Annotated in this window: 18 protein-coding genes; 7 read left to right on the top strand and 11 right to left on the bottom strand. The window is 59.7% G+C overall.

Features of this window, described 5'->3' with window-relative positions; all coding sequences use genetic code 11:
* Nucleotides 1–85: 85 nt before the first annotated feature.
* Entirely contained in the window at nucleotides 86–1,429 is a 1,344-nt protein-coding gene (locus VC35_RS28580; RefSeq protein WP_080925246.1) for a hypothetical protein, read from the top strand.
* A 116-nt stretch (nucleotides 1,430–1,545) separates the two neighbouring features.
* Here VC35_RS28580 and VC35_RS03610 read toward each other — a convergent pair whose 3' ends face one another.
* Nucleotides 1,546–2,697, bottom strand: coding sequence for a M14 family metallopeptidase (locus VC35_RS03610; RefSeq protein ID WP_046037790.1), 1,152 nt, complete (start codon nucleotides 2,695–2,697; stop codon nucleotides 1,546–1,548).
* A gap of 487 nt (nucleotides 2,698–3,184) precedes the next feature.
* Complete coding sequence (locus VC35_RS03615; protein ID WP_046037792.1) at nucleotides 3,185–3,526, bottom strand: DUF6124 family protein; 342 nt, start codon at nucleotides 3,524–3,526, stop codon at nucleotides 3,185–3,187.
* Between the two features lie 129 nt (nucleotides 3,527–3,655).
* Between VC35_RS03615 and VC35_RS03620 the strand changes: the two genes are divergently transcribed.
* Entirely contained in the window at nucleotides 3,656–4,303 is a 648-nt protein-coding gene (locus tag VC35_RS03620; protein ID WP_046037793.1) for a LexA family protein, read from the top strand.
* A 39-nt stretch (nucleotides 4,304–4,342) separates the two neighbouring features.
* On the opposite strand, the gene VC35_RS03625 is transcribed toward VC35_RS03620, so the two are convergent.
* From VC35_RS03625 to VC35_RS03640, 4 genes are all read right to left on the bottom strand, one after another.
* Nucleotides 4,343–6,298, bottom strand: coding sequence for an acetyl/propionyl/methylcrotonyl-CoA carboxylase subunit alpha (locus tag VC35_RS03625; protein ID WP_046037795.1), 1,956 nt, complete (start codon nucleotides 6,296–6,298; stop codon nucleotides 4,343–4,345).
* A complete protein-coding gene (locus tag VC35_RS03630; protein WP_046037796.1) occupies nucleotides 6,298–7,110 on the bottom strand; it encodes a gamma-carboxygeranoyl-CoA hydratase in 813 nt (270 codons plus the stop codon). The genes VC35_RS03625 and VC35_RS03630 overlap by 1 nt, the downstream gene beginning before the upstream one ends.
* A 13-nt stretch (nucleotides 7,111–7,123) precedes the next feature.
* The gene (locus VC35_RS03635; protein WP_046037797.1) at nucleotides 7,124–8,728 is read right to left on the bottom strand and encodes a carboxyl transferase domain-containing protein; all 1,605 of its coding nucleotides are present in this window, start codon (nucleotides 8,726–8,728) and stop codon (nucleotides 7,124–7,126) included.
* A 97-nt stretch (nucleotides 8,729–8,825) separates the two neighbouring features.
* Entirely contained in the window at nucleotides 8,826–9,989 is a 1,164-nt protein-coding gene (locus VC35_RS03640; protein WP_046037799.1) for an isovaleryl-CoA dehydrogenase, read from the bottom strand.
* Nucleotides 9,990–10,320: 331 nt separating this feature from the next.
* Here VC35_RS03640 and VC35_RS03645 point away from each other — a divergent pair, with 331 nt between their 5' ends.
* A complete protein-coding gene (locus VC35_RS03645) occupies nucleotides 10,321–12,018 on the top strand; it encodes an AMP-binding protein (protein ID WP_046037801.1) in 1,698 nt (565 codons plus the stop codon).
* Nucleotides 12,019–12,700: 682 nt separating this feature from the next.
* Here the strand turns inward: VC35_RS03645 and VC35_RS03650 are convergent.
* The 3 genes from VC35_RS03650 to VC35_RS03660 all read right to left on the bottom strand — a co-directional run bounded on the left by VC35_RS03650 (nucleotide 12,701) and on the right by VC35_RS03660 (nucleotide 15,286).
* On the bottom strand, nucleotides 12,701–13,600 hold the full coding sequence (locus tag VC35_RS03650) for a hydroxymethylglutaryl-CoA lyase (protein WP_046037803.1): 900 nt from the start codon (nucleotides 13,598–13,600) through the stop codon (nucleotides 12,701–12,703).
* A gap of 147 nt (nucleotides 13,601–13,747) precedes the next feature.
* On the bottom strand, nucleotides 13,748–14,149 hold the full coding sequence (locus tag VC35_RS03655) for a MerR family transcriptional regulator (RefSeq protein WP_046037804.1): 402 nt from the start codon (nucleotides 14,147–14,149) through the stop codon (nucleotides 13,748–13,750).
* 207 nt (nucleotides 14,150–14,356) lie between these two features.
* Nucleotides 14,357–15,286: a LysR family transcriptional regulator gene (locus VC35_RS03660; RefSeq protein WP_046037805.1), complete on the bottom strand. Its 930-nt coding sequence runs from the start codon at nucleotides 15,284–15,286 to the stop codon at nucleotides 14,357–14,359.
* A 164-nt stretch (nucleotides 15,287–15,450) separates the two neighbouring features.
* Between VC35_RS03660 and VC35_RS03665 the strand changes: the two genes are divergently transcribed.
* Nucleotides 15,451–16,680, top strand: coding sequence for an acyl-CoA dehydrogenase (locus VC35_RS03665; protein ID WP_046037806.1), 1,230 nt, complete (start codon nucleotides 15,451–15,453; stop codon nucleotides 16,678–16,680).
* 194 nt (nucleotides 16,681–16,874) lie between these two features.
* Here the strand turns inward: VC35_RS03665 and VC35_RS03670 are convergent, their stop codons facing one another.
* Nucleotides 16,875–18,215, bottom strand: coding sequence for a substrate-binding domain-containing protein (locus tag VC35_RS03670; RefSeq protein ID WP_046037808.1), 1,341 nt, complete (start codon nucleotides 18,213–18,215; stop codon nucleotides 16,875–16,877).
* Nucleotides 18,216–18,412: 197 nt separating this feature from the next.
* The gene (gene xthA, locus VC35_RS03675) at nucleotides 18,413–19,225 is read right to left on the bottom strand and encodes an exodeoxyribonuclease III (protein WP_046037809.1); all 813 of its coding nucleotides are present in this window, start codon (nucleotides 19,223–19,225) and stop codon (nucleotides 18,413–18,415) included.
* A gap of 315 nt (nucleotides 19,226–19,540) precedes the next feature.
* Between xthA and VC35_RS03680 the strand changes: the two genes are divergently transcribed.
* The 3 genes from VC35_RS03680 (at nucleotide 19,541) to VC35_RS03690 (ending at nucleotide 25,652) form a co-directional block, all read left to right on the top strand.
* Nucleotides 19,541–20,191, top strand: coding sequence for a GNAT family N-acetyltransferase (locus VC35_RS03680; protein ID WP_046037811.1), 651 nt, complete (start codon nucleotides 19,541–19,543; stop codon nucleotides 20,189–20,191).
* A 65-nt stretch (nucleotides 20,192–20,256) separates the two neighbouring features.
* A complete protein-coding gene (locus VC35_RS03685) occupies nucleotides 20,257–21,984 on the top strand; it encodes an autotransporter assembly complex protein TamA (RefSeq protein ID WP_046037813.1) in 1,728 nt (575 codons plus the stop codon).
* Nucleotides 21,981–25,652: a translocation/assembly module TamB domain-containing protein gene (locus tag VC35_RS03690; RefSeq protein ID WP_046037814.1), complete on the top strand. Its 3,672-nt coding sequence runs from the start codon at nucleotides 21,981–21,983 to the stop codon at nucleotides 25,650–25,652. The genes VC35_RS03685 and VC35_RS03690 overlap by 4 nt, the downstream gene beginning before the upstream one ends.
* Nucleotides 25,653–26,001: the final 349 nt, after the last annotated feature.

Here is a 26,001-nt window from a genome sequence, read left to right on the forward strand (position 1 = left end):
AAGCACGTTCAATGTTCAAAGACTGCAGTGGCCCCCAATGAGGTCAGTCCAACAGCACTGATCGTGTTATTCAGGGAGTCAGATCATGTTCAAAAATGCAGATATGTGGTTCATGCGGCGTGTTTCTTTGGCGCTGTCGATTGTGTCATTGGCCGGGTTGCTCGGGGCCTGCGTGCATTCGTCTCCGCCAGATCCTGTTGGGCCGAAAAGTTGGGTTGTGGAGAATGTGGCGAGTAAAACGACGGCAGAATTGTATGCGGACGCAATTAAACCGGGGGTGTTTGAACGGTCGAGTTCGAAGGTGATTGATGGTTATACCGTTGAGAGCGGGAATTTGAGGATGCCGGATAAGTCGGTGGGGGCATTGGTTACGGTCAGGTCTACCGATGGCAGTCTTACGGCGCAGATTGAGCAACCCGACAAAAGTGGTTTGCTGGTGATCAATAAAAGAGGTGAGGCGCGTTTTATTCAATATTCTCGTCAGCATTACCCATTATCGGATGCTGTAGTAGAAAAACAAAAAACAGTACCCACAAAATCGAAGTCCTCCGAGGTTGCAGCGCCATATGTCATTGATATGTTTGTTGGCTATTCGCGAAATGCTGCTAACTGGGTTGGAGGGGGTGTTCATGCTCATGCATTATCTTTAGTGGAGAATCTAAATTTAGTACTACGCAATTCTCTCGTGTCTGGTGTTTCGATGAGGCTGGTTGGGACGCAAATAGTTGAGCACGATTATTATATTAGCGGTCAAACATTATCCGAGTTGCGCAGTATTTTTGCCGCAGGTATAGCGGAGTTTGAACCGGATATGATTTACGGTGCGTTTGGTCAGCATGAGGGGGATGTTGCTGGTGGTATTGCATACATATCAAGTAATCTTGCAATTGGAGTGCCTACCCCAGAATTGTTTCGCCATGAGGTTGGGCATAATGTCGGAGGTGTACATTGCCACAAGGATGGAGGTGCATCTGTTCCTTATGGCTATGGTTACGATAATGGTAAGACAGGCACTGCTCAATGTGGTACTTTTTTTCCGTATTACTCGAATCCCGATCTCAGAGATGCTTTCAACTTACCACTAGGTGACGCGGCGACTGCCGATATGGCCAGAGTCTGGCGCGAGAATGCTGAACGACTTTCATCCTATGCCCATTTTACTCCGAAACCCCCTACAGGATTCCGGTCTGATAATAATTCCTATGGAAGTATCAGTTTTGTCTGGGATCAATCTCCGCGTGCTGTGAAGTATGAAATATGGGGGCGGGATGATATATTGCTGCCGCCAAAAAAATACGGTGAATTCTCAACGCTGAGTGGAACGATTGTTAATGTTCCTAGTGGTCTTAGGCCTTATCATTTGGTTGCAGTTTATGCTGGTGGGGGGAGATCTCCGAATAGCAATGTTGTAACCGCTAAGCCTTACTAAATTTTATGTTGGAATGATGAGAGGTTTCGTATAGAGGTCTTTCTTCCGGCGTGTATTTTGATTTTGGAAAAACAAACATGACCTCTTAATAGGTCATGTTTGTTTTTAGTGAGGATTTAACGCAGCGTATCAACCATATCCGCCACAGTCGTTAAAACATCCTTGCCCAGCTGCTTCGAGCGCTTGCCCGACCAGCCCGTCAACGGATTCGGATGATCGTCGTGATCCTTGAACGGCATTTCCAGGGTCAGCGACAGGCAGTCGTACTTCTGGCCCACGCTGTTGCAGGCCAGCGTCATGTTGGCCTGGCCCGGCTCGTCGCGGGTGTAGCCGTACTTGGTCTGGAAGTCTTTGGTGGTGTGCTTCAGGTGGCTGCGGAATTGTTCTTCGAGCTTTTCGATCCGTGGCGTGTAGCCTGGATTACCTTCGCAACCGGCGGTGAACACGTGAGGAATTTCCTCATCACCGTGAGCGTCGAGGAACAGATCGACGCCGTACTTTTCCATCTGCTGCTGTACGAAAAAGACTTCCGGGCTGATTTCCTGGCTGGCGTTCTGCCAGGCGCGGTTCAGGTCCTGGCCCATGGCGTTGGTGCGCAGGTGACCGTGGAACGCGCCATCCGGGTTCATGTTTGGCACCAGGTACAGGTCGGCGCTGGCCAGCAGTTTGTTCAGCACCGGGTCGTCGTGCTTTTCCAGGCGCTCGATCACGCCTTCCATGAACCACTCGGCCATGTGCTCGCCCGGATGTTGCTGGGCGATGATCCACACTTTGCGCTGGCCTTCGGCACCGGTGCCTTTGCGCAATAACTGGATGTCGCGCCCTTCGACACTCTTGCCGGTGGCCAGCAGTTCGGTGCCGGCCTTGGTCAGCGCCTGCTCGATCAGCCAGTCGTGGCGACCACGGCTGTAGGGTTCGAAGTAGGCGAACCAGGCGTGGGTCTGCTCAGCTTCGAGGCTGAAGCGCAGGCAGTCGCCTTCGAAGATGGTCGGTATGCGGAACCAGTTGACGTGATCGTAGGATGCCACCGCCTGATAGCCGGTCCAGGCCTTGTTATAGGAGGATTGGCTGGCATTGTTCAGGCGAAACCAATGCTCCTGGCCGACATGCAGGCCGCTGGCCTTGAAGTGGAACCATTGGAAATGGTCGCTTTTGGTATCAGGGCGGATCGCCAGCAGGGGCTTGAGCGGGTCGCTGAGGTCGATCACCTGGATGTTGCCGCTGTCGAAGTTGGCACTGATGTCGAAAGAGGATTTAGCCACGGCCATAATCGGGTCCTGAATATGATTTTTTATGGCGGCTACTTTACACGCAAGAGTGGGGTGAAACCGAGGGAAATTGCGGGGTGCAGAGGTGGGGGGCGTCCTCCTTGACGCCGTCGCAGCTTAGAGACTGTGCGATTGATTCTCAAGTGCTATCTGTCGCTGGTTTCAACCCATGATGCCGGGCTTCTCCTGCCAGCCTGCATTCTTTTGATATCATCCGCGCCATCGAATTTGCGGCACCCAAAGACTTCATTAGCCTGAAGTCAAAGCCAGGAAAAACTGGCAAAAAAAGACCCGGCAAAAAGCCGGGTCAAAAACCGTGATTAGCCTGATGAGGAGATAGTCCAGGAGACCGACCTAAGGTCACCTGGTCCATCGACTGATCTCGCGATCAGTTGGTGCAATAATAATCATTCTCGTTTGAAGGTCAAGCGTTTTTACCTGCGCGAAAGGAAAACTCTTTCCTGTCCTCTCGATTTGCCTTCTCACCTCAACCGTTTTCATACTTCTCCAGTGATCGATCGACCATCGCCTTGGCCATGTCGATCATGTGCACCGTCGAAAACGCCAGGTCGCGGTTTGCGCCTTGCAGGTGACTGGCTGACTCGTACGCGGTGGCGGCAGCGCAGCGCAACAGGTCCAGAGCATGGACCAGCGCCTCTTCGCCGCTGATATTGCGGTTCACATCAAAAAAACGCGGCTCGGCCACTTCCTCTGAAATAGCTGGTTTCAAGTAATAGTCCAGCGCGCGTTGTGCCGCCGCAGAGTCCAGGGGCGAGGTGAAGGTGTTGTCGATTTGCATGTCCGGGCGGTCATTGGTGGGTTGGTTCATGGCGATGGCAAGCTCCGTGTTAGATTCAGATCCGTGGATTGATCCTAATACGAACTGTATTTGTGACGACAATTTAAATACTACATTTTGTGTTTTGATGGCTGGAGTCGCCCACGTATCGTGCCGCACATGGATAAATGGATTGAATTGGTCAAGGCCAAAATGAGTGAGCTCAAAATCACTCAAGAGATACTCGCCGAGCGCCTCGGGATGTCCCAGGGCGGCATTGGCCACTGGCTCAACAAACGTCGTGAGCCCGGCATCGAAGACATGAACCGTGTGCTGCGGGCGCTGGGCCTTGAGTTTCTCGAAGTGGCGCTGGTGATCCGGGAACCGCAGGTGTCAACGGACGACGAAATTCCCCTGACACAAAAGTACAACCCGTACTTTCGCTACCCGGTCAGTGACTGGCGCGAACCTGCCGAAGTGCGCGACGGCGAGGTTGCGGTGTATGGAAAAGGGCACTTTGAACTGTCCGATTACCACGCCCGGGGGCCGGCATTCTGGTTGAGAGTGGCAGGCGATGCGATGACCGCACCTAATGGCATCAGCATCCCGGAAGGCATGCTGATCCTGGTGGACCCGGCGGTGGATGCCGAGCCTGGCAAACTGGTCATTGCCCAGTGGCCGGACAGCACCGAAGCCACGTTCCGCAAGCTCATCGAAGAGGGCGGGCAGCGTTATCTGGTCCCGCTCAATCCGACGTATCCGAAAGCCTTGTACACCGAAGAATGTCGAATCATCGGCGTAGTGGTTCAGGCAACGGCCAAGTTCTGATCAGATCGGTCCTCGCGATGCGTAGGACCGATCTTCATTTCACGCTTCTTCCAGTTCGACCAGTGCACTGCCTTCGCTGACCATTTCGCCTTCCTGGCAATACAGCGCCTTGATCACCCCGGCGTGGGGCGCGCGGATGCTGTGCTCCATCTTCATCGCTTCCAGTACCACCAATTGCGCCCCGGCTTCGACCGATTGCCCGGCTTCCACCAACACCCGGACGATGCTGCCGTTCATGGGGGCGGTCAGCCCGCCCTGATGACTGTGGCTGGCCTCGACGGCGCTGATCGGGTCGTAAGCCTCGATGCGGTGCAACTCGCCATCCCACTGCAAATACACATGTTCGCCACGGCGTATCGCGCGGTGTTGACGGCGCACACCCGCCTGTTCGGTCAGCAGATGTTCGCCCTTGAGCCGAGCGCTGTGGGCATTGATGTCGCCCAGCGTCAGCGCCCGGTCCTGGCCTTCACAGCTCAGGTGAAGGGTGATTTCTCTCGGCAATCCAGCGCGCAGCCCGTTACCCGTCGCCCACGGCGAACTCGGGTCATCGGCGCGGGTGGCAGGCGGCTGGCTCTGGGCAAACGCCTGGGCGGCGGCCTGCCAGAAATCATCGCTGAGTTCCGCTGGCGCCGGCAGCAACTGCTCCTGATAGCGCGGAATGAAGCCGGTATCCAGTTCAGCAGCGGCAAATGCCGGGTGGCCGATGATGCGTCGCAGGAAATTGATGTTGGTCTTCAGCCCGCCAATGGCGAATTCGTCGAGCATGCTCAGCAGGCGCAAGCGCGCCTGTTCACGATCTTCGCCCCAGGCAATCAACTTGCCGAGCATCGGATCGTAGAACGGCGAGATCTCGTCGCCTTCTTCAACGCCGCTGTCCACTCGACGCCCCGGCCCTTGGGCGGATTCGCGATACAACTCCAGACGACCGGTCGCCGGCAGGAAATCATTACCCGGGTCTTCGGCATACAGCCGCACTTCGATCGCGTGGCCCACCAGCGGTACCTGGTCCTGAGTCATGGGCAAGGCTTCGCCCCGTGCCACGCGAATCTGCCAGGCCACCAGGTCGAGGCCAGTGATGGCTTCGGTGACCGGGTGTTCCACTTGCAGGCGGGTGTTCATCTCCATGAAGAAGAACTCGCCGCGCGCATCCAGCAAAAATTCCACGGTGCCGGCACCGACATAACCGATGGCCTGGGCCGAACGGACAGCGGCTTCACCCATGGCACGCCGCAACTCCGGGCTCAGTCCTGGCGCCGGGGCTTCTTCGACGACTTTCTGGTGACGGCGTTGAATCGAGCAGTCACGTTCGTTGAGGTACAGGCAGTTGCCGTGCTGGTCGGCGAAAATCTGGATTTCCACGTGACGTGGCTTGAGCAGATATTTCTCCACCAGCATCCGCGAATCGCCGAACGACGATTGCGCCTCACGCTGGGCCGAGGCCAGGGCTTCGGCCAGTTGGCTGACGTCCTCGACCACTTTCATGCCTTTGCCGCCACCACCGGCCGTGGCCTTGAGCAACACCGGGTAGCCGATGCGGTCGCAGGCGGCGCGGAAGGTTTCCAGGTCCTGGGCTTCGCCGTGATAACCGGGCACCAGTGGCACGCCGGCGGTTTCCATCAAGGCTTTGGCGGCAGACTTGCTGCCCATGGAGTCGATGGCCGAGGCGGGCGGGCCGAGGAAGATCAGGCCGGCGTTTTCGATGGCGCGGGCGAACCCGGCGTTCTCCGACAAAAAGCCATAGCCGGGGTGAATCGCCTGGGCGCCGCTGACCTTGGCGGCAGCGATCAGTTTGTCGATCTGCAGATAACTGTCGGCGGCTTTGCTGCCGCCGAGGTCGACCCGAATGTCGGCTTCGCGACTGTGCCGGGCGTCACGGTCGGTGGCGCTGTGCACGGCCACGGTGGTCATGCCCAGGGCCTTGGCGGTACGCATCACACGGCAAGCGATTTCGCCACGGTTGGCCACCAGCAGGGTGGTGAGGACAGGTGCGCTCATCAACGGGGCTCCTTGGTGGTTTCGGCTTGCCAGCTCGGCGGACGTTTTTGCAGGAAGGCGCGCAGGCCTTCCTGGCCTTCGGGGCTGACGCGGATGCGGGCGATGGCGTTTTCGGTGTATCGGCGCAATGCCGGGGTCAGTGAGCCGTCGCCGACTTCGCGCAACAGATCCTTGCTGGCGCGCATCGCGGCCGGACTGTTGAGCAGCAGATTGTCGATCCATTGCTCGACTTTCTGTTCCAGCTCGGCACTTGCATAACTCTCCGACAACAAACCGATTTCCCGTGCCCGTTGCCCACCGAAACGCTCGGCGGTCAAGGCATAGCGACGGGTCGCGCGCTCGCCAATGGCTTGCACCACGAACGGGCTGATCACCGCTGGCGCCAGGCCGATGCGCACTTCCGAGAGGCAGAACTGCGCATCATCGGCGCCGATGGCCATGTCGCAGCAACTGATCAGGCCCAGGGCGCCACCAAAGGCTGCGCCTTGCACCACCGCCAGGGTCGGGACTTTCAGTTTGGCCAGGTTGTACATCAACTCCGCCAGCTCCCAGGCGTCATCGAGGTTGGTGGCGTAATCGAGTTCGGCCGATTGCTGCATCCAGGCAAGGTCGGCGCCGGCGCTGAAATGCTTGCCGCGACCACGCACGATCAGGAACCGCAGGCTGGCATCGCTCGCGACTTTGTCGAGGGCAAGGATCAGTTCGCGGATCATTTCGGCATTGAAGGCGTTGTTTTTTTCTTCACGGCTGAGCCAAAGGGTGGCAAACCCCCGGGGGTCGGTCAGCAGTTCGAGGGTGTTGAAGTCGCTCATGTTCTTCTCCCGATCACATCCGGAACACGCCGAAGCGGCTCGGTTCGATTGGCGCGTTCAACGACGCGGACAAGGCCAGGGCCAGTACGTCGCGGGTCTGGGCCGGGTCGATGACACCGTCGTCCCACAGGCGCGCGCTGGAATAGTAGGGGTGACCCTGTTCTTCGTATTGGTCGAGGATCGGTTGCTTGATCTCGGCTTCCTGCTCGGCGCTGAAACCCTGGCCGCTGCGTTCAGCCTGTTCGCGCTTGACCTGCACCAGCACGCCGGCCGCTTGTTCGGCACCCATCACGCCGATGCGCGCATTCGGCCACATCCACAAGAAGCGCGGATCGTAGGCGCGCCCGCACATGCCATAGTTACCGGCGCCGAAACTGCCGCCGATGATCACGGTGAGCTTCGGCACCTTGGCGCATGCCACAGCCGTCACCAGTTTTGCGCCGTGCTTGGCGATGCCGCCGGCTTCGTACTTCTGGCCGACCATGAAGCCGGTGATGTTCTGCAGAAACAGCAGCGGGATGCCGCGCTGGCACGCCAGTTCGATGAAGTGCGCGCCTTTCTGCGCCGCTTCAGCGAACAGGATGCCGTTGTTGGCGAGGATCGCGATCGGGTAACCATGCAGGTAGGCAAAACCGCAGACCAGCGTTGTCCCGAACAGCGCCTTGAACTCGTCGAACACCGAACCATCCACCAGCCGCGCAATCACTTCGCGCACGTCGAACGGTTGCTTGGCGTCGGCCGGGACCACGCCGTACAACTCGTCACTGCTGTACAGCGGGGCGATCGGCGTACGTTGCTGAACCTCACCTTGCTTGCGCCAGTTGAGATTGGCGACGCTGCGGCGTGCCAGTGCCAGGGCGTGTTCATCGCTCTCGGCGTAATGGTCGGCCACCCCGGAAATCTTGCAATGTACATCGGCCCCGCCGAGGTCTTCGGCACTGACCACCTCACCGGTCGCGGCTTTCACCAGCGGTGGGCCGGCGAGGAAGATCGTCGCTTGCTCGCGGACCATGATCGCTTCGTCGGCCATCGCCGGTACATAGGCGCCGCCAGCGGTGCAGGAACCCATGACCACGGCAATCTGCGGAATGCCCATGGCGCTCATGTTGGCCTGATTGAAGAAGATCCGCCCGAAGTGCTCGCGGTCCGGAAACACTTCATCCTGGCGCGGCAGGTTGGCGCCGCCCGAATCCACCAGATAGATGCACGGCAGACGGTTCTGCTGGGCGATGGTCTGGGCGCGCAGGTGCTTTTTCACGGTCAGCGGGTAATACGATCCACCTTTCACCGTGGCGTCGTTGGCGACGATCATGCATTCGACGCCTTCTACCCGGCCGATCCCGGCAATCACGCCAGCTGCCGGAACGTCTTCGCCATACACCTCGTACGCAGCCAGTTGGCTGATCTCCAGAAACGGCGAACCTGGATCGAGCAAGCGGTTGATGCGCTCGCGAGGCAGCAGCTTGCCCCGCGAGGTGTGGCGTTCCTGAGCCTTCGGGCCGCCACCCTGCGCCACTTGGGCGAGCAGGGTGTGCAACGCGTCGACCTGCTTGAGCATCGCCGCACTGTTGGTGGCGAACTCCGCTGAACGGGGGTTGAGCTGGGTATGCAAAATCATGGCTTACTCCGTAAGCAGCTTTGAGCGGTAAGCTACAAGCTGCAAGAGGATCGCTTCTACTTGTGGCTTGAAGCTTGCCGCTTGCAGCTGACGAAATTTATTTCGTCTCGTTAAACAGTTCGCGACCGATCAGCATGCGACGGATCTCACTGGTGCCCGCGCCGATTTCGTACAGCTTGGCGTCACGCAACAGGCGGCCGGCCGGGAATTCATTGATGTAGCCGTTGCCGCCGAGAATCTGGATCGCGTCGAGGGCCATTTGCGTGGCGCGTTCGGCGCTGTAGAGGATCACGCCGGCGGCGTCCTTGCGCGTGGTTTCGCCGCGCTCGCAGGCCTGGGCCACGGCGTACAGGTAGGCGCGGCTGGCGTTGAGTTGGGTGTACATGTCGGCGACCTTGCCCTGGATCAGCTGGAATTCGCCGATGCTTTGGCCGAACTGCTTGCGGTCGTGGATGTACGGCACGATCAGGTCCATGCACGCCTGCATGATCCCGGTCGGGCCACCCGAAAGGACAACGCGCTCGTAGTCGAGGCCGCTCATCAGCACTTTCACGCCGCCGTTGAGTACGCCGAGGATGTTTTCTTCCGGCACTTCGACGTCATCGAAGAACAGCTCGCAGGTGTTCGAACCGCGCATGCCGAGCTTGTCGAACTTGTTGCTGCGGCTGAAGCCTTTCCAGTCGCGCTCAACGATGAACGCGGTGATGCCATGAGGGCCCTTTTCCAGGTCGGTCTTGGCGTAGATCACGTAGGTGTTGGCGTCCGGACCGTTGGTGATCCAGGTCTTGCTGCCGTTGAGCACGTACTTGTCGCCGCGTTTCTCGGCGCGCAGTTTCATCGACACCACGTCGGAACCGGCATTCGGCTCGCTCATGGCCAGGGCGCCGATGTGCTCGCCGCTGATCAGCTTGGGCAGGTACTTGGATTTCTGTTCGTGGTTGCCGTTGCGGTTGATCTGGTTGACGCACAGGTTGGAGTGCGCGCCGTAGGACAGCGCCACCGAAGCCGAGCCACGGCTGATTTCTTCCATGGCCACCACGTGGGCCAGGTAACCCAGGCCGGCACCGCCGTACTCTTCCGGCACGGTAATGCCCAAAAGGCCCATGTCGCCGAACTTGCGCCACAGGTCGGCGGGGAACAGGTTGTCGATGTCGATCTGAGCGGCGCGCGGGGCGATCTCTTTGGCGACGAAGGACTGAACCTGATCGCGCAGCATGTCGATGGTTTCACCGAGGGCAAAATTCAGGGATGGATAGCTCATGGGTCACCTTTTGGCTTTTTTGTCGGTTGGTGAGACTGTCAATGGGTTCTCACCTTTACGTTAACGTAAGCCTGTGACGAATGGCTGTCAATCACCCTTTACGTTAACGTCAACTTGAGCGAGAGTAGAGGCAGTTCTGAATGATCGGCGTCGCTCTCCGTGGCGAGGGAGCTTGCTCCCGTTCGAGCGCGAAGCGGTCGCAAATCGATGATCGGGGTACATCAGGTAAATCCCGGTGGTTGATTTCACGACTGCTACGCAGCCGAGCGGGAGCAAGCTCCCTCGCCACAAAAAGCCGCGCTCCTACACAATAAAGACAATAGGGGTCGTCATGGATCAACCCAGTGCAAGCCCGCAACGCAGTTACACCCGAGGTTCCCAGGACAAAGCCTTGCTGGCGATGACCATTGGCCAGGCATTCGACAACACGGTTGCGCAGTACCAGGACGGGGAGGCGCTGGTGGTGCGCCACCAACAGCTGCGTTACACCTGGCGGCAATTGGCCGAGGCCGCGGACCTGCACGCCAGAGCACTGCTTGCGCTGGGCCTGCAAGCCGGGGACCGCCTGGGCATCTGGGCGCCGAACTGTGCGCAGTGGTGCATCAGCCAGATTGCCACCGCAAAAATCGGCGTGATCCTGGTCAACATCAACCCCGCCTATCGCAGTTCCGAACTCGAATACGTGTTGAAGCAGTCCGGCTGCCAATGGCTGGTGTGTGCCGGGGCCTTCAAGTCCTCGAACTATCACGCGATGCTGCAAGGCCTGGTGCCGGAGCTGGCCGAGCAATCCATCGGCAAACTGCACAGTGAACGCCTGCCGGAACTGCGCGGCGTCATCAGCCTGGATGCGCAGCCACCTTCTGGGTTCCTGCCATGGTCGCAACTGGCCGATCTGGCGGACAGTGTGACGGTCGAGCAACTGCATGAGCGCCAGGACAGCCTGCATTTCGATCAGCCGGTAAACATCCAGTACACCTCCGGCACCACCGGTTTCCCCAAGGGCGCGACCCTCAGTCACTACAACATTCTCAACAACGGTTACATGGTCGGCGAGAGCCTGGGTCTGACGGCGGCCGATCGCCTGGTGATCCCGGTGCCGCTGTATCACTGCTTCGGCATGGTCATGGGCAACCTCGGTTGCATCACCCATGGCAGTACGATGATTTACCCGAACGACGCATTCGATCCGTTACTGACCCTCGGCACCGTGGCCGAAGAAAAAGCCACGGCGCTGTACGGTGTGCCGACCATGTTTATCGCCATGCTCGATCAACCTCAGCGTGTCGGGTTCGACTTGTCGAGCCTGCGCACCGGGATCATGGCAGGCGCAACCTGTCCTATCGAGGTGATGCGCCGGGTCATCAGTGAAATGCACATGAGCGAAGTGCAGATTGCCTACGGCATGACGGAAACCAGTCCGGTGTCGTTGCAGACTGGTCCTTCAGACGACCTGGAACTGCGCGTGACCACCGTCGGCCGCACGCAGCCGCAACTGGAAAGCAAGATCATCGACGAGTCGGGCAACCTGGTGCCACGTGGCACCATCGGCGAACTGTGCACCCGCGGTTACAGCGTGATGCTCGGCTATTGGAACAACCCCGAAGGCACAGCGGACGCCATCGATCAGGCAGGGTGGATGCACACCGGTGACCTGGCGAGCATGAACGACGAGGGTTACGTGTGCATTGCCGGGCGCAACAAGGACATGATCATTCGCGGAGGTGAGAATATTTACCCACGGGAGCTTGAAGAGTTTTTCTTCACTCACCCGGCCGTTGCGGATGTGCAGGTGATTGGCATTCCTTGCTCGCGCTACGGTGAAGAGATTGTCGCCTGGATCAAGCTCCACCCCGGCCACAGCATCACCGAGCAAGAGCTGCAAACCTGGTGCAAGGAGCGCATCGCGCACTTCAAGACGCCACGTTACTTCAAGTTCGTCGAGGAGTTTCCGATGACGGTGACCGGCAAGATCCAGAAATTCCGGATGCGCGAGATCAGTATCGAGGAGTTGCGCGGGACCCGGGGCTGACCACAATCCCCTGTGGGAGCGAGCTTGCTCGCGATGAAGGTGTGACATTCAACATTTGTGCTGACTGATCCGCCGCCATCGCGAGCAAGCTCGCTCCCACAGGGATTGGTGTCAAACACGAATGCCAGACAGCACAAAGGGGAGCCGAAGCTCCCCTTTAATTTTCGTTGCGCGTGCTCTTTTTTTATTATTGAGGGTCGGTCTGTTTTTGTTTTTGGCAACCGTTGCCCTTTACCGCTGTTTTTGGCGATCCCCATTCGGGATCAAGAGCAAACGTATTTTTTTGAGCGCTGATCTACTTTCTCGCTGAGCGATCCAACCAGTACGGGAGCTACCTGAAGGTAGTTTTATTATTCTCTGTCCGGTTGCGGGTAACTCCGAAAAGCACCCTGAAAAGCACATCTTCTCCAAAAAAATCTGTTAGCTGCGTCTCTGCCGTGTTGTTTTTGTTATGTCAGAGTCGTTACGTCTTGTTTTTATTAGGTTTGCCGCAATTTTTTTATTCTTGTTGTGCGATAGATATAGCAGGAGGCGTGCCAACTTTTTAAAAGCATTTAAAATCAACTACTTACAAATTTGTAGGGTTTTACGCGTCAGGCAAAACCCTAGATTTTGTTTCCGTGTTACTCGCTTGCGCCCACGTTTCAGACTCAGCGGTAACACCCGGACACACTCAGCGCATTCACTGTGCGCTGCGGGCCCTGGCTACGCGGGAACCGGTAGGGCGACCCAATACCGTGCAAATCTGCTGGCCGGCGAGCATCAAGGCGTCGAGGTCGATTCCGGTGTCGATGCCCAGGCCGTTGAGCAGGTAAACCACGTCTTCGGTGGCGACGTTACCGCTGGCGCCCTTGGCATAGGGGCAGCCGCCCAGACCGGCGATGGAGCTGTCGAACACCGAGATGCCTTCCAGCAGGCTGGCGTAGATGTTGGCCACAGCCTGGCCGTAGGTGTCGTGGAAGTGACCTGCGAGTTTCTCCCGGGGCACCTGCTTCGATACCACTTCAAACATCCTGCGGGTTGCGCCAGCGGTGCCGGTGCCGATGGTGTCCCCCAGCGAAACCTCATAGCAGCCCATGGCATACAACTCGCGAGCGACCACGGCGACCTGCTCCGGGGCGACGTTACCTTCATAGGGGCAGCCCAGCACGCAGGACACATACCCGCGCACTGTTACACCATGCTGTCTGGCGGCCTCCATGATCGGCCCGAAACGCTCCAGGCTTTCGCTGATCGAGCAATTGATGTTGCGCTGGGAAAACGCTTCGGATGCCGCCGCGAACACGGCCACTTCCTTGACTCCGGCGGCGAGGGCGTCTTCGAAACCGCGCAGGTTGGGGGCGAGTGCGCCGTAGACCACACCCGGTTTGCGCTGGATCTGCGCGAAGACCTCGGCAGAGCCGGCCATCTGCGGCACCCACTTGGGCGAAACGAAGCTGCCGACTTCTATATAGCCGAGCCCGGCTGCGGTTAGCGCATCGACCAGTTGCACCTTGTCGGTAACACTGATGGGTTGGGCTTCGTTTTGCAGGCCGTCGCGTGGGCCGACTTCGACAATGCGTACGTGGGTGGGGAGGGGCATGGGGTTCGACCTGTTGTTATTGTCTTGAGGCTATAAAGAACCTGTGGGAGCGGGCTTGCCCGCGATGGCGGAGGATCAGTCAGCATCAATGTTGAATGGCATGCCCCCATCGCGGGCAAGCCCGCTCCCACAGGGAATTGTGTCGGGTTACTGAACTGATTCCTGGCTTTTGAGCGTCTGCTCCAGCGCCTGCACGCAGCGCTCCTCGGCGGTATCCAGTTCCAGTTTCATCTGTTCGATGTCGAGCATTTGCTGTTCAAGCTGCTCCCGGCGCTCGCTGATTTTCGCCAGCATGCTGTGCAACTGTTTGGTGTTACCGCTGGACGGGTCGTAGAGCTCGATCAGCTCGCGGCATTCAGCCAGGGAGAAACCGATGCGCTTGCCCCGCAGGATCAGCTTCAGGCTGACCTTGTCGCGGGGCGAGTAGATGCGTTCCTGACCGCGACGCTCGGGGCTGAGCAGGCCTTGCTCTTCATAAAAGCGAATGGCGCGGGTGGTGATGTCGAGCTCGCGGGCGAGATCGGAAATGCTGTAGGTCTGGCTGCTCATGGGCGCGCTCGCAAAAGGTCATGGCGCTAAGCTAATGGCAGGTTGACGTTTACGTCAAGGGGTAGCGATTTTTGCTGTTCTTGCTGGCCCCATCGCGAGCAGGCTCGCTCCTACAGGGGATCTTCGTAGTACACAGATTTCGTGTTCACAGTAGATTCAATGTGGGAGCGAGCCTGCTCGCGATGAACGATAACTCGGTACAAGGCCCTACACCTTCTCGAGCTTTTTCTCCTGCGCCGTCACCTGCTGGCACAACTCGATCATCTGCTCGCGCATCCAGCGGTTCGCCGGGTCCTGGTCGGTGCTTTCGTGCCAGTAGAGGTGGGTTTCCACCGGCGGCACATCGTTGACCGGCAGATAGAAGGCGTGCAGGTCGTTACGGCGGGCGAAGCGCTCCGGCACGGTCATGACCATGTCGGTCTGCTGCAACACTTGCGAGGCCATCAGGTAATGCTGGGAGCGCAGGGCGATCTTGCGCTGGATGCCCATCTTGCCCAGAGCCAGGTCGACATAGCCGAGGCCGCTGCGACGGCTGGAAATATGGATGTGGGTCAGGCTCAGGTAATCATCCAGCGTGAGTTTCTCCTTGCCCGCCAGCGGATGCCCCTTGCGCATGGCGCACACATAGCGGTCCTCCATCAACTTGACGTGACGCACCTGCGGGTCGGTGTTGAGTGGCGCATCCACCGCGAAGTCGAGACGACCGGCCGCCAGTTCCTTGGTGGTTTCCCGGCGTTTGGACAGGAAGCTTTCGATGATCACCGCCGGCGCCAGGCGACGCAGGCGTTGGAATAGCAGCGGCAGGATCACCGCTTCGGTGAGGTCGGTCATGCTGATGCGATAGGTCTTGACCGCTTGCTGCGGATTGAAAATGCGGCTTTCCTGCACCGACACGCGCAGCAGCGAGAGCGCATTGCGCACCGGACCGATGATGTTCTGCGCCATGGGCGTGGGCACCATGCCTTGGGCGGTGCGCACAAACAACGGGTCGTTGAAGGTTTCGCGCAACCGGGCCAGAGCGTTCGACACCGCCGGCTGGGTAATGCCCACAATCTGCCCGGCGCGGGTCAGGTTGGCTTCGGTGTAGATCGCGTCGAAGACGATGAAAAGGTTGAGATCGACCTTGCTCAGATTCATTACGCGGCTCTCTTATTGTGTGGGCGGGCTGACCGTGACGATCAGCCGATCATATATCGGTGATGAATGTTTATACACGCCGAGAATAGGCTAGGTAAATTATCAACGCTGTTCTAGCATCGATACATGACCTAAACAACCTCCCCCAAGAAGGTATCTCGCTCATGGATTTCGCTTATTCGCCCAAGGTTCAGGAACTGCGTGAGCGCGTAACAGCGTTCATGGACACCTACGTCTATCCCGCCGAAGCCGTGTTCGAGCGCCAGGTCGCCGAGGGCGATCGCTGGCAGCCGACCGCGATAATGGAAGAACTCAAACTCAAGGCCAAGGCCGAGGGCCTGTGGAATTTGTTTCTACCTGAGTCCGAGCTCGGTGCCGGCCTGACCAACCTCGAATACGCGCCATTGGCGGAAATCATGGGCCGTTCGCTGCTGGGACCAGAGCCGTTCAACTGCTCGGCACCGGACACCGGCAACATGGAAGTGCTGGTGCGCTATGCCAACGAAGAGCAGAAGCAACGCTGGCTCGAACCCTTGCTGCGCGGCGAGATCCGCTCGGCATTCGCCATGACCGAACCGGACGTTGCGTCCTCCGACGCCACCAACATGGCCGCCCGGGCCGTGCGCGATGGCGACGAGTGGGTGATCAACGGCAAGAAATGGTGGACGTCGGGTGCTTGCGACCCGCGCTGCAAAATCCTGATTTTCATGGGGCTGAGCGATCCGGACGCGCCACGTCACGCCCAGCACTCGATGATCCTGGTGCCGGTGGATGCGCCTGGTGTGAAGATCGTGCGTCCGCTGCCGGTGTTTGGATACGACGATGCACCTCATGGCCACGCCGAAGTGCACTTTGAAAACGTGCGGGTGCCGTACGAAAACGTCCTGTTGGGCGAAGGACGCGGCTTCGAAATCGCACAGGGTCGCCTTGGCCCGGGTCGGATTCACCACTGCATGCGTTCGATCGGCATGGCCGAGCGCGCACTGGAACTGATGTGCAAACGCTCGGTGAGCCGCACGGCGTTCGGCAAGCCTTTGGCACGCCTGGGTGGCAACATCGACAAGATCGCCGACTCGCGGATGGAAATCGACATGGCACGCCTGCTGACGTTGAAAGCGGCGTACATGATGGACACCGTCGGCAACAAAGTGGCGAAAAGCGAGATCGCGCAGATCAAGGTCGTGGCGCCGAACGTTGCGCTGCGGGTGATCGACCGGGCGATCCAGATCCATGGCGGGGCAGGGGTTTCCAACGATTTCCCGCTGGCCTACATGTATGCGATGCAGCGCACCCTGCGCCTGGCCGACGGCCCGGACGAAGTGCACCGTGCGGCGATCGGCAAGTTTGAGATCGGCAAATATGTGCCGAAGGAAATGATGCGTAGCGGACACTAAGACCGCAAAGAATTTGTGGGCAGTGAGTATTTGTGGCGAGGGGGCTTGCCCCCGTTGGACCGCGAAGCGGGCCTGAATCCATTCACCGTGTTGGCTCTGATACAACGCGGTGGATGATTCGCGACTGCTTCGCAGCCGAACGGGGCGGTGCGGCGTTCCGACAAGCCCCCTCGCCACATTGTTCTGTATTCAAATCAGTAAACCCAAACCTCAACTCGCCGATTCTTGATCCTTCCCTCATCGGCGCTATTGGCCGCCACCGGCATCTCGGCACCGAATCCGCGTATCTCGCGAAACACCACGCCGTTCTTCACCAACTCCCGCCGTACCGCCATGGCCCGCAGCTTCGACAACAGATCGGCGCGCGCCGGGTCGCTCTTGGCATCGCCAAAACCCACCAGCGTCACTTGTCCGGACATTTTGTCTTGCTGCTTTATATAGTCGAGCACCCGCGTCAGGTCCTGCCGCGCCTTGTTGTCCAGGCTGGCACTGCCTTCTTCGAAGCGAAAATTCACCGACAGCCGCTGGGCATGACGGCTGAGGGACTGGTATCCCTCTGGCATCAGCGCATTCGGCGTAACGGCCATGGCCTGGACGGTCTGGGCGATAAACCCGTTGGCGGCGACAATCGCTTGCCCTTTGCTGCTTTGGGCATAGGCCACCAGCGCTTGGGCCCAGGGATTTTTCCCCGTCGGTGGCAGGTAAAAGAACAACCGACGGGACAGCGGATAATCTTCCGTGGCAATCAGGCTGTTGAGCGGCAGCATGGCTTGCGATTGACCGTCGACAATGGCCACGGCTTTGGCCTGGCGCACGTAGGGTAAACCGATAAAACCGATGCCTTGCGGGTCTGCGCTGACCGCATTGGACAGTTGATCGCTGGACTCGAATCGTTTCGCCGCGATGCCGAGGGTTTTCCCACGGCCGCTGAGGACCAGTTCCTTGAAAGTGTCGTAGGTCCCGGACTGATCATCCCGCGCATACAGATGAATCGGCCCGCCGCGACCGCCGATGTCTTCCCAGGTCTTCACCTCGCCACTGAAGATGCGCGCCAGTTGCACGGTGTCGAGTTGATTCAGCGGATTGTCCGGGTGAAGGATGATCGCCAGGCCGTCGATGGCGATGACCTGTTCGGCGCTCGGGCTTTTCAGGTCACCGAGCGATTGCAGGCTGGCCAGTTCGCTGTCCTTGATCGGGCGCGACGAGGCGGCAAGATCGGCGCTGGCGGTTTTTAGCGCAGTGAAACCGGTGCTGGAACCATGGGCCGCTACTTCTACCACGACCCGACGGCCCTGAACGGTTTCGCCGACGATGCGCAGTTCGTTGGCGGTGTCCGGGGTTTCGCGGTGGATCCTGCGCAGGCCCTGTTCACTCAGCAGGCCCTCGACCAGCGCCGGTCCCAATGCGGCGCCGATGGTGTTGGAACCCTGAATTCGCAGCACCGGGCCGTGTTCGGGTGTCGGCAAGTCGCCAGCCGAGGCCGCCTGCGGCAAGCCCGTGCACAGCATCAACAGGAACAACACGCGCAGCATCATGCCGGCACCTTACATAGCCAAAGGAGGTGTCGGGAGATTAAGTCAGTAAGGTTTCCGAAAAATGACACTTGTAGGAGAGAGCGTGCTCGCGATGGCGGACTGTCAGTCAACATTGGTGCTGAATGTCACACCGCAATCGTCGGAACGCCGCCCGGAGCAAGCTCGCTCCTACAGGGGATTGATGTGGCCGGGAGAAATCAGCTCAACTCAAGCCAGATCGGCGCATGGTCCGATGGTTTTTCCATGCCACGCAGTTCGTAGTCCACCCCCGCAGCCTTCACCCGTGGCAGCAAGCCCTGGGAGGCGAGAATCAGGTCGATACGCAGGCCACGCTTGGGTTCGTCTTCGAAGCCACGGCTGCGGTAGTCGAACCAGCTGAAGGTGTCGGTCACGTCCGGATTCAGGTGGCGGAAACTGTCCACCAGGCCCCAGTTCTTCAGGCGGGCCATCCACTCGCGCTCTTCCGGCAAGAAGCTGCATTTTCCGGTTTTCAGCCAGCGCTTCATGTTATCCGGGCCGATGCCGATGTCGCAGTCTTCCGGGGAAATGTTCACATCGCCCATCACTACCAGCGGCTGGTCGTTCTTGAACTGGCTTTCCAGTAATTGCTGCAAGTCGCCGTAGAAACGTTCCTTGGCCGGGAACTTGGTCGGGTGGTCGCGGCTTTCACCCTGTGGGAAGTAGCCGTTCATGATGGTCACCGGCACGCCGTTGGCATCGGCGAAGGTGCCCCAGATGAAGCGCCGCTGGGCGTCTTCTTCGTCGGTGGCGAAACCTTTATGCAGGGCCAGCGGCTCCTGGCGCGAGAGCAAGGCGACGCCGTAGTGACCTTTTTGCCCGTGGAAGTACACGTGATAACCCAGGGCCTGAACCTCGGCCAGCGGGAACTGATCGTCGTGGACCTTGGTTTCCTGCAAGCCGATCACATCGGGCTGGTGCTTTTCAATCAGCGCCGCCAGCTGATGGGGACGGGCGCGCAGCCCGTTGATGTTGAAGGAGACGATCTTCATGGTCGGCAGTCCTGGCAAAAGGGCGATGCTAGCTGACATGTGGGAATCGGGCCAGTGTGGGGTGAGGGGATTTACTGGGTTCTGTCAGATCTGTGTAGGCAGTCCTGGCCCCTTCGCGAGCAAGCCCGCTCCCACAGTGGGTTGTATCGTCCACAGAATTTGCTCACACAACGGCACCTGTGGGAGCGAGCCTGCTCGCGAAGGCGATTTCATTGCCTACACTCATTGCGGATCTGTAAGGAACTGTGTCAGCGCCGACAGGCTCGTAACAACAAGAGCGCAGCCACCCGAGCTGTGCCGGGGAGATCAACCGTCATGCCCGAAACCTCAACCGTCATCGCCGATATCCATATGCTCGACAGCGGCTACGCCCGCGAAGCGCGTTCGCTGCTGTACCAGGCTTATCGACACGAGCCGACCTTCGGCTATCTGTTCGAAGCCGAGCGCCTTGGCTACGAACAGCGGGTTCGCGCCACCGTGCGCGAGCTGGTGACCCAGCACTTTCTCCAGGACCTGCCGGCCATCGGCCTGCTGGTCAACGACCGCCTGATCGGCATCGCCCTGATCGCACCCCCGCAACGTCGTCTCGGCGTCACCGAAAGTTGGGCTTGGCGCTTGCGCATGGTGCTCAGTACGGGATTTCGCTGCACCCGTCGCTACCTCGATTATCACGCCGCCGTGGAGGCCTGCGTACCGAACGAATCGGTGCACGTCCTGCCGTTGCTGGGGGTTCATCCGCAGTTCCAGGGCAAACATTTCGGCGAGCAACTGTTGCAAGCCGTGCACAACTGGTGCGCGGTGGATGAAAATTCACAGGGAGTGATCCTCGATACCGGGAACCCTCGCTACCTGGAGTTCTATAAGCGTCAGGGCTATGAGGAAATCGGTGAAGTTGCTGTAGGACCGATTCGCGAACACGTGTTTTTTCACCCCAATCCCCAGGTGTTACATACTGCAACGGCTTGAACGGCGAACTTTCCGGGCATGTCAGGCTCTATCACGCTCTCAAGCTCGTGATAGCATCCGCGCCTATGAAGTTTCCAGGAAGAATTACCAGCGGCGTACTGATGCTGATGACCAGCTGTGCGGCGTTGGCACAAAGTGAATTGGATGTACGGATCAAACCGTCCAATGATGAGCTGAAAGCCAATATTGAAGGCTATATCGGCAGCCTCGGCGATCGCGATGAAGAAGCGTTGCTGCGCTTCAGCCGTGGCGCCGAAGAACAGGCGCGCAAGGCCGCCCAGGCCCTGGGTTATTACCAGCCGCACATCGACAGCGAGGTGAAGGGTGGCGAAAAGCCGCGCCTGGTGCTGAAGGTCGACCCCGGCGAGCCGGTGCACTTGCGCAATGTCACGGTGCGTGTTGACGGTCCGGCAGCCGCCCTCAAATCCTTTCGAGTCCCCAAGAGCGATGCGCTCAAGCCTGGCGCCGTGCTCAATCATGGGCATTACGAGGACGCCAAGCGGCTGATCCAGAATCAGGCTTCGCGTTATGGCTTTTTCAGCGGCCGTTTCACCCGTTCAAAATTGTCGGTCGACCCCCGTGCCGGTGTCGCCGATATCGAACTGATCTATGAAAGCGGTCCGCGCTATACCTTGGGCAAGGTCAGTTTCGAGGGCGATACGCCGTTCGATGACGAGCTGCTGCAACGCATGGTGCCGTTCAAGACCGGCACGCCGTATGACTCGGAACTGATCGCCGAACTCAATCAGAACCTGCAATCGAGCGGCTACTTCGAAGGTGTTCGCGTGGACGCGGCACCCACGGGGTCCAGGGACGATGCGATCCCGGTGGACGTCAAGCTCGAAACCCGCAAGCCGCGGACCATGGGCCTGGGCCTGGGTTTCTCCACCGACGTCGGTCCACGCGCCAAGGCCAACTGGACCCGGCACTGGGTCAACGCGCAAGGGCACAGTTATGGCTGGGAAACCGAAGTCTCGGCACCTCGGCAAAACGTCGGGCTGTTCTACGACATTCCGCTGGACCCGCCACTGACCGACAAACTGCGTTTTGCCGGTGGCTATCAGAATGAGGACATTGCCGGCACCGACACCCACAGCAAGCTGCTGACCCTGGGCCCCGAATGGCACAGCAAACTGCCCAGCGGCTGGCAACGGGTGGTATCGCTCAAATGGCAGCGCGAGGATTACCAGCTCGGCGACGACTCGGGACTCAGTAACTTGCTGATGCCAGGCGTGAGCTATTCGTACCTCAAAAGCGACAACCGCATCGACCCGCACAACGGCTATCGCCTGCAATTCGAATCCAAAGTGGCCAAGGAAGGCCTGGGTTCCGACAGCAACCTGATCTACGGCACGGCGCTGGTCAAAGGCCTGACCACGGTGTTCGATAATCACCGCTTCCTCGGGCGGCTGCAGGTCGGCGGCAGTGCCACCAACGGTTTCAAATCGGTGCCGCCATCGTTGCGTTTCTTCGCCGGTGGTGACCAGAGCGTGCGTGGCTACGACTATCAGAGCCTGTCCCCGGAAAACTCCGACGGCGACCGCATCGGTGGCCGCTACATGGTCGCTGCCAGCGCGGAATACCAGTATTCCATCGCCGAAAAATGGCGGATCGCGACCTTTGTCGATCAGGGCAACTCCTTCAACACACTCGAATTGCCGGACCTCAAGACCGGGGTCGGTATCGGCGTGCGTTGGGTATCGCCGGTGGGGCCGATCCGCCTCGACCTGGCCCACGCGCTGGATGACGATGGCGGCATTCGACTGCACTTTTCCATGGGGCCTGAGCTGTGAAGCGTGGTTTGAAAGCAACACTGCTGACGATGGCGGCGCTGGTGGCAATGGTTGTCCTGACGCTCGCCACGGTGCTGGGCACGGCGACGGGCAGCCGCTGGGCATTGGGTTTCGTGCCGGGCTTGACCCTGGAAAACTTTCAGGGCCGGCTGGGCGGGCAGTGGAGTGCCGACCGGGTGCTGTGGCAACAGGACAGCAACCGGGTTGAACTGAGCAAGGTGATTTTCGCCTGGTCGCCGTTGTGCCTGACCCGCATGACCTTGTGCATCGAGCAATTGCAGGCCGATCAGGTCAGCCTGACGTTCCCGCCGGTTGCCGAAGAGCCAGACAACGGCCCGATCACGCTCCCGGAGCTCAAGTTACCGTTGGCCCTCGAACTGGGGGAGATCAAGGTCGGCAGCCTGTTGTTCAATGGCAGCGAGGAGCTCAAGGGTTTGCAACTGGCGGCGCACTGGACCTCGGCCGGTTTGAAGATCGACGCGGTGTCGATACAGCGCGATGACCTGAGCCTGAACCTGTCCGGTCTGCTGCAACCCGCCGGCAATTGGCCCCTCAGCGCTTCCGGCAAGCTGACCCTGTTGTCGACACCTGAGCCCCTGGCGCTGGCGCTGAAAGTCGACGGCGACCTGCTCAAGACCTTGAACCTGAAAGCCGACAGCAGCGGTTACCTCAACGGGCAACTGACCGGCGAACTGCAACCGCTGGCGGAAAACCTGCCGGCCAAGGTCCGGATCACCGCCGATGGCTTCAAGCCCAGTACCGATCTGCCGGACACCCTGCAACTCAATCAGCTGGAGCTCACCGGCGCTGGCGACTTGAAGAACGGCTACGCGCTGCTCGGCAAAGCCACGCTGCCCGCCGAGCAAGGGCCAGTCGCCGTGGTGCTGCAAGGCAAGGTCGACGCCAAGGGCGCGCAGATCGCCGCGCTGGACCTGACCGCCAGCGACAAGCAAAGCCTCAAGCTCACAGGGCTTGTGGATTGGAGCAAGGGCCTGAGCGCCGAGGCGAAGATCGACTGGCTGGACTTTCCGTGGCACAGGCTCTATCCGCTCATCGACGAACCGCAGGTAGCGCTTCGCACGTTCACCGGCGAAGTCTCTTACACCGACGGCAAGTACCTCGGTCATTTCGCTGCGGCGGCGGATGGTCCGGCCGGCGCTTTCACCCTTGCCAGTCCGTTCGCGGGCGACCTGACGAAGATCTACCTGCAACAGATTCAACTCCAGGCCGGGCAGGGCAAGGCTGAAGGGCACCTGAACCTGCAATTCGCCGACGGCATTGCCTGGGACACCGCGCTTGACCTGTCGGCGATCAACCCGGCGTACTGGGTCGCGCAGCTGCCGGGCACACTGGCCGGGCCGTTGCGCAGCACGGGCGAGATGAAGAACGAAGTGCTCAGCCTCAATGCCGACCTGGACCTCAAGGGTAAACTGCGCGGTCAACCAGCGGTGATCCAGGCCAAGGCCGATGGCCGTGGCGAGCAATGGAACCTCAACGCCCTGCAGGTTCGCCTCGGCGATAACAGCATCAGCGGCAAAGGCAGCCTGCAACAGAAACTCGCCGGCCAGATCGATCTCAAGCTGCCGCGCCTGGCCCAGCTCTGGCCGGAGCTGCGCGGCCAGCTCAATGGCCGCGTGGATGTCGCCGGTACGCTCAAGGCGCCCCAGGGCAAGCTTGACCTGCAAGGCTCGCAACTGGCTTTCCAGGACAATCGCCTGCAAAGCCTGAACCTCGACGCGACGCTAGACAGTGCGCAACGGGCGAAAATCGACCTCAAGGGCAGCGGCATCCAGGCCGGCGACACTTCACTGGGAACCCTGACCGCCAGCGGCCAGGGCGATATCAAGAACCAGAAGCTGAGCCTCGATCTGCAAGGGCCGAAGCTGAAACTGGCGCTGGGTCTGGATGGTGCGCTGGATAAAGGCAACTGGCGCGGACGCCTGGCCAGCGGTGATATCCAGGCCGGCGGCCAGGACTGGAAGCTGCAAGGGCCGGCGAAGCTCGAACGTATGGCGGACGGCAAAATCAACTTTGGCGCCCATTGCTGGGCATCCGGCCAGGCCAGCCTGTGCGGGGAAGACTCGCGCCTGATGCCCGAGCCGAAGCTGCGTTATCACCTCAAGCAATTCCCGATCGACAGCCTCGCGCAGTGGTTGCCGAAGGATTTCGCCTGGCAGGGCCGGCTCAACGCCGACCTGCAACTGGACCTGCCGGCCAGTGGCCCGAACGGCCAGGTCAGCGTCGATGCCGGCGGCGGCACGTTGCGCATCAAGGAAAAGGACCAGTGGCTGGACTTCCCGTACCAGACCCTGAAACTCACCAGCAAACTCACGCCCAAGCGCATCGACACCGAGCTCAACTTCGTCGGCGGCAAACTCGGCGAGCTGATGGTGCAAGCGCAGCTCAATCCGTTGCCAAAGAACAAACCGTTGAGCGGCTCGTTCCGCTTGAGCGGGCTGGACCTGTCGGTGGCACGGCCGTTCGTGCCGATGGTCGAGAAACTGACCGGGCGCTTGAATGGCAGCGGAACGATTTCCGGTGGACTGCTGGCGCCGCAGGTTAATGGCAGCCTGCAACTCAGCGACGGTCAGATCTCCGGGCCTGAGTTGCCGATGGAGCTGAAAAACCTGCACGTGCAAGCGCTCATTGTCGGTGAAAGCGTGCAATTGAACGGTGGCTGGAACAGTGGCAAGGCCGGGCAGGGCAGCCTGAACGGCAACGTCGCCTGGGGTCAGGCGCTGGTGGTGGATCTGGCGCTTAAGGGGTCGCAGTTGCCAGTCACCGTCGAGCCATACGCCAAACTGGAAGTCGCACCGGACCTGAAAATCTCGATGAAAGGCGACGAGTTGGCCATCGCCGGTAAAGTGCTGGTGCCCAAGGGCGACATCATCATTCGCGAGTTGCCGCCGTCGACAGTCAAGGTCTCCGATGACACGGTGATCGTCGGTCAGCAGACCGAGGAGGGCAAACCGCCGCTGGCAATGAAGATGGACATCGAAGTGGTGGTCGGCGAGGACAAGCTGAGCTTTGCAGGATTTGGCCTGACCGCGAATGTGCAGGGGCATGTGCACATCGGCGACAACATGGACACCCGGGGCGAGCTGTGGCTCAACGACGGGCGCTATCGCGCCTACGGCCAGCGGCTTTCGGTACGCCGGGCGCGTTTGCTGTTTGCCGGGCCCATCGATCAGCCGTACCTGGACATCGAGGCCATTCGCAAGACCGACGACATCATTGCCGGCATCCGTTTGAGTGGCAGCGCCGAGCAGCCGACCACGCAGATCTTCTCCGAACCGGCCATGAGCCAGGAGCAGGCCCTGTCCTATCTGGTGCTCGGGCGTCCGCTGAGCAGCAATGGCGAAGACAACAACATGCTCGCCCAGGCAGCCCTCGGGTTGGGCTTGATGGGCAGTTCCGGTGTGACCAGCGGCATCGCCAAGAACCTGGGCATCCAGGACTTCCAGCTCGACACCCAGGGCAGTGGCGACGCTACCAGTGTGGTGGCCAGCGGCAATATTTCCGAGAAGCTCAGCCTGCGCTATGGCGTCGGCGTGTTCGAACCGGCCAACACCATTGCCTTGCGCTACAAGCTGAGCAAAAAGGTCTACCTCGAAGCCGCCGGCGGCGTGGCCAGTTCGCTGGACATCTTCTACAAGCGGGATTTCTAATTCTCAATCAAGCGGCGGTTCGGCAATCCGGTTTGCCTGCTCAGGCGGCCTGATAGCCGGCGTTTGCTTTGTTGACTGAGTACATATCCGTTTCTTCGGTAACGGCGGCTTATGGTTTCGCCCTGACGGCGAGTCACTTTTTTTACAAGCGCCTAAAAAAAGTAACCCAAAAAACGCTCGCCCCGAACGTCCGGCCCCTCGCCTGGGCTCGGGGTTCCTTCGCTCCGGCATTCATCCGGGGGCATCGCCTCCGGTCGGCTTCGCTCGACCTCCTCTCGATGTGTTCGGCTGCGCCGAACGGCGCTGCGCGCCCACCCCCGGATGAACGCCTCCACTCAGCCTGCCGAGG

The sequence above is a fragment of the Pseudomonas fluorescens genome, assembly GCF_000967965.1.
Lineage (GTDB): Bacteria > Pseudomonadota > Gammaproteobacteria > Pseudomonadales > Pseudomonadaceae > Aquipseudomonas > Aquipseudomonas grandcourensis.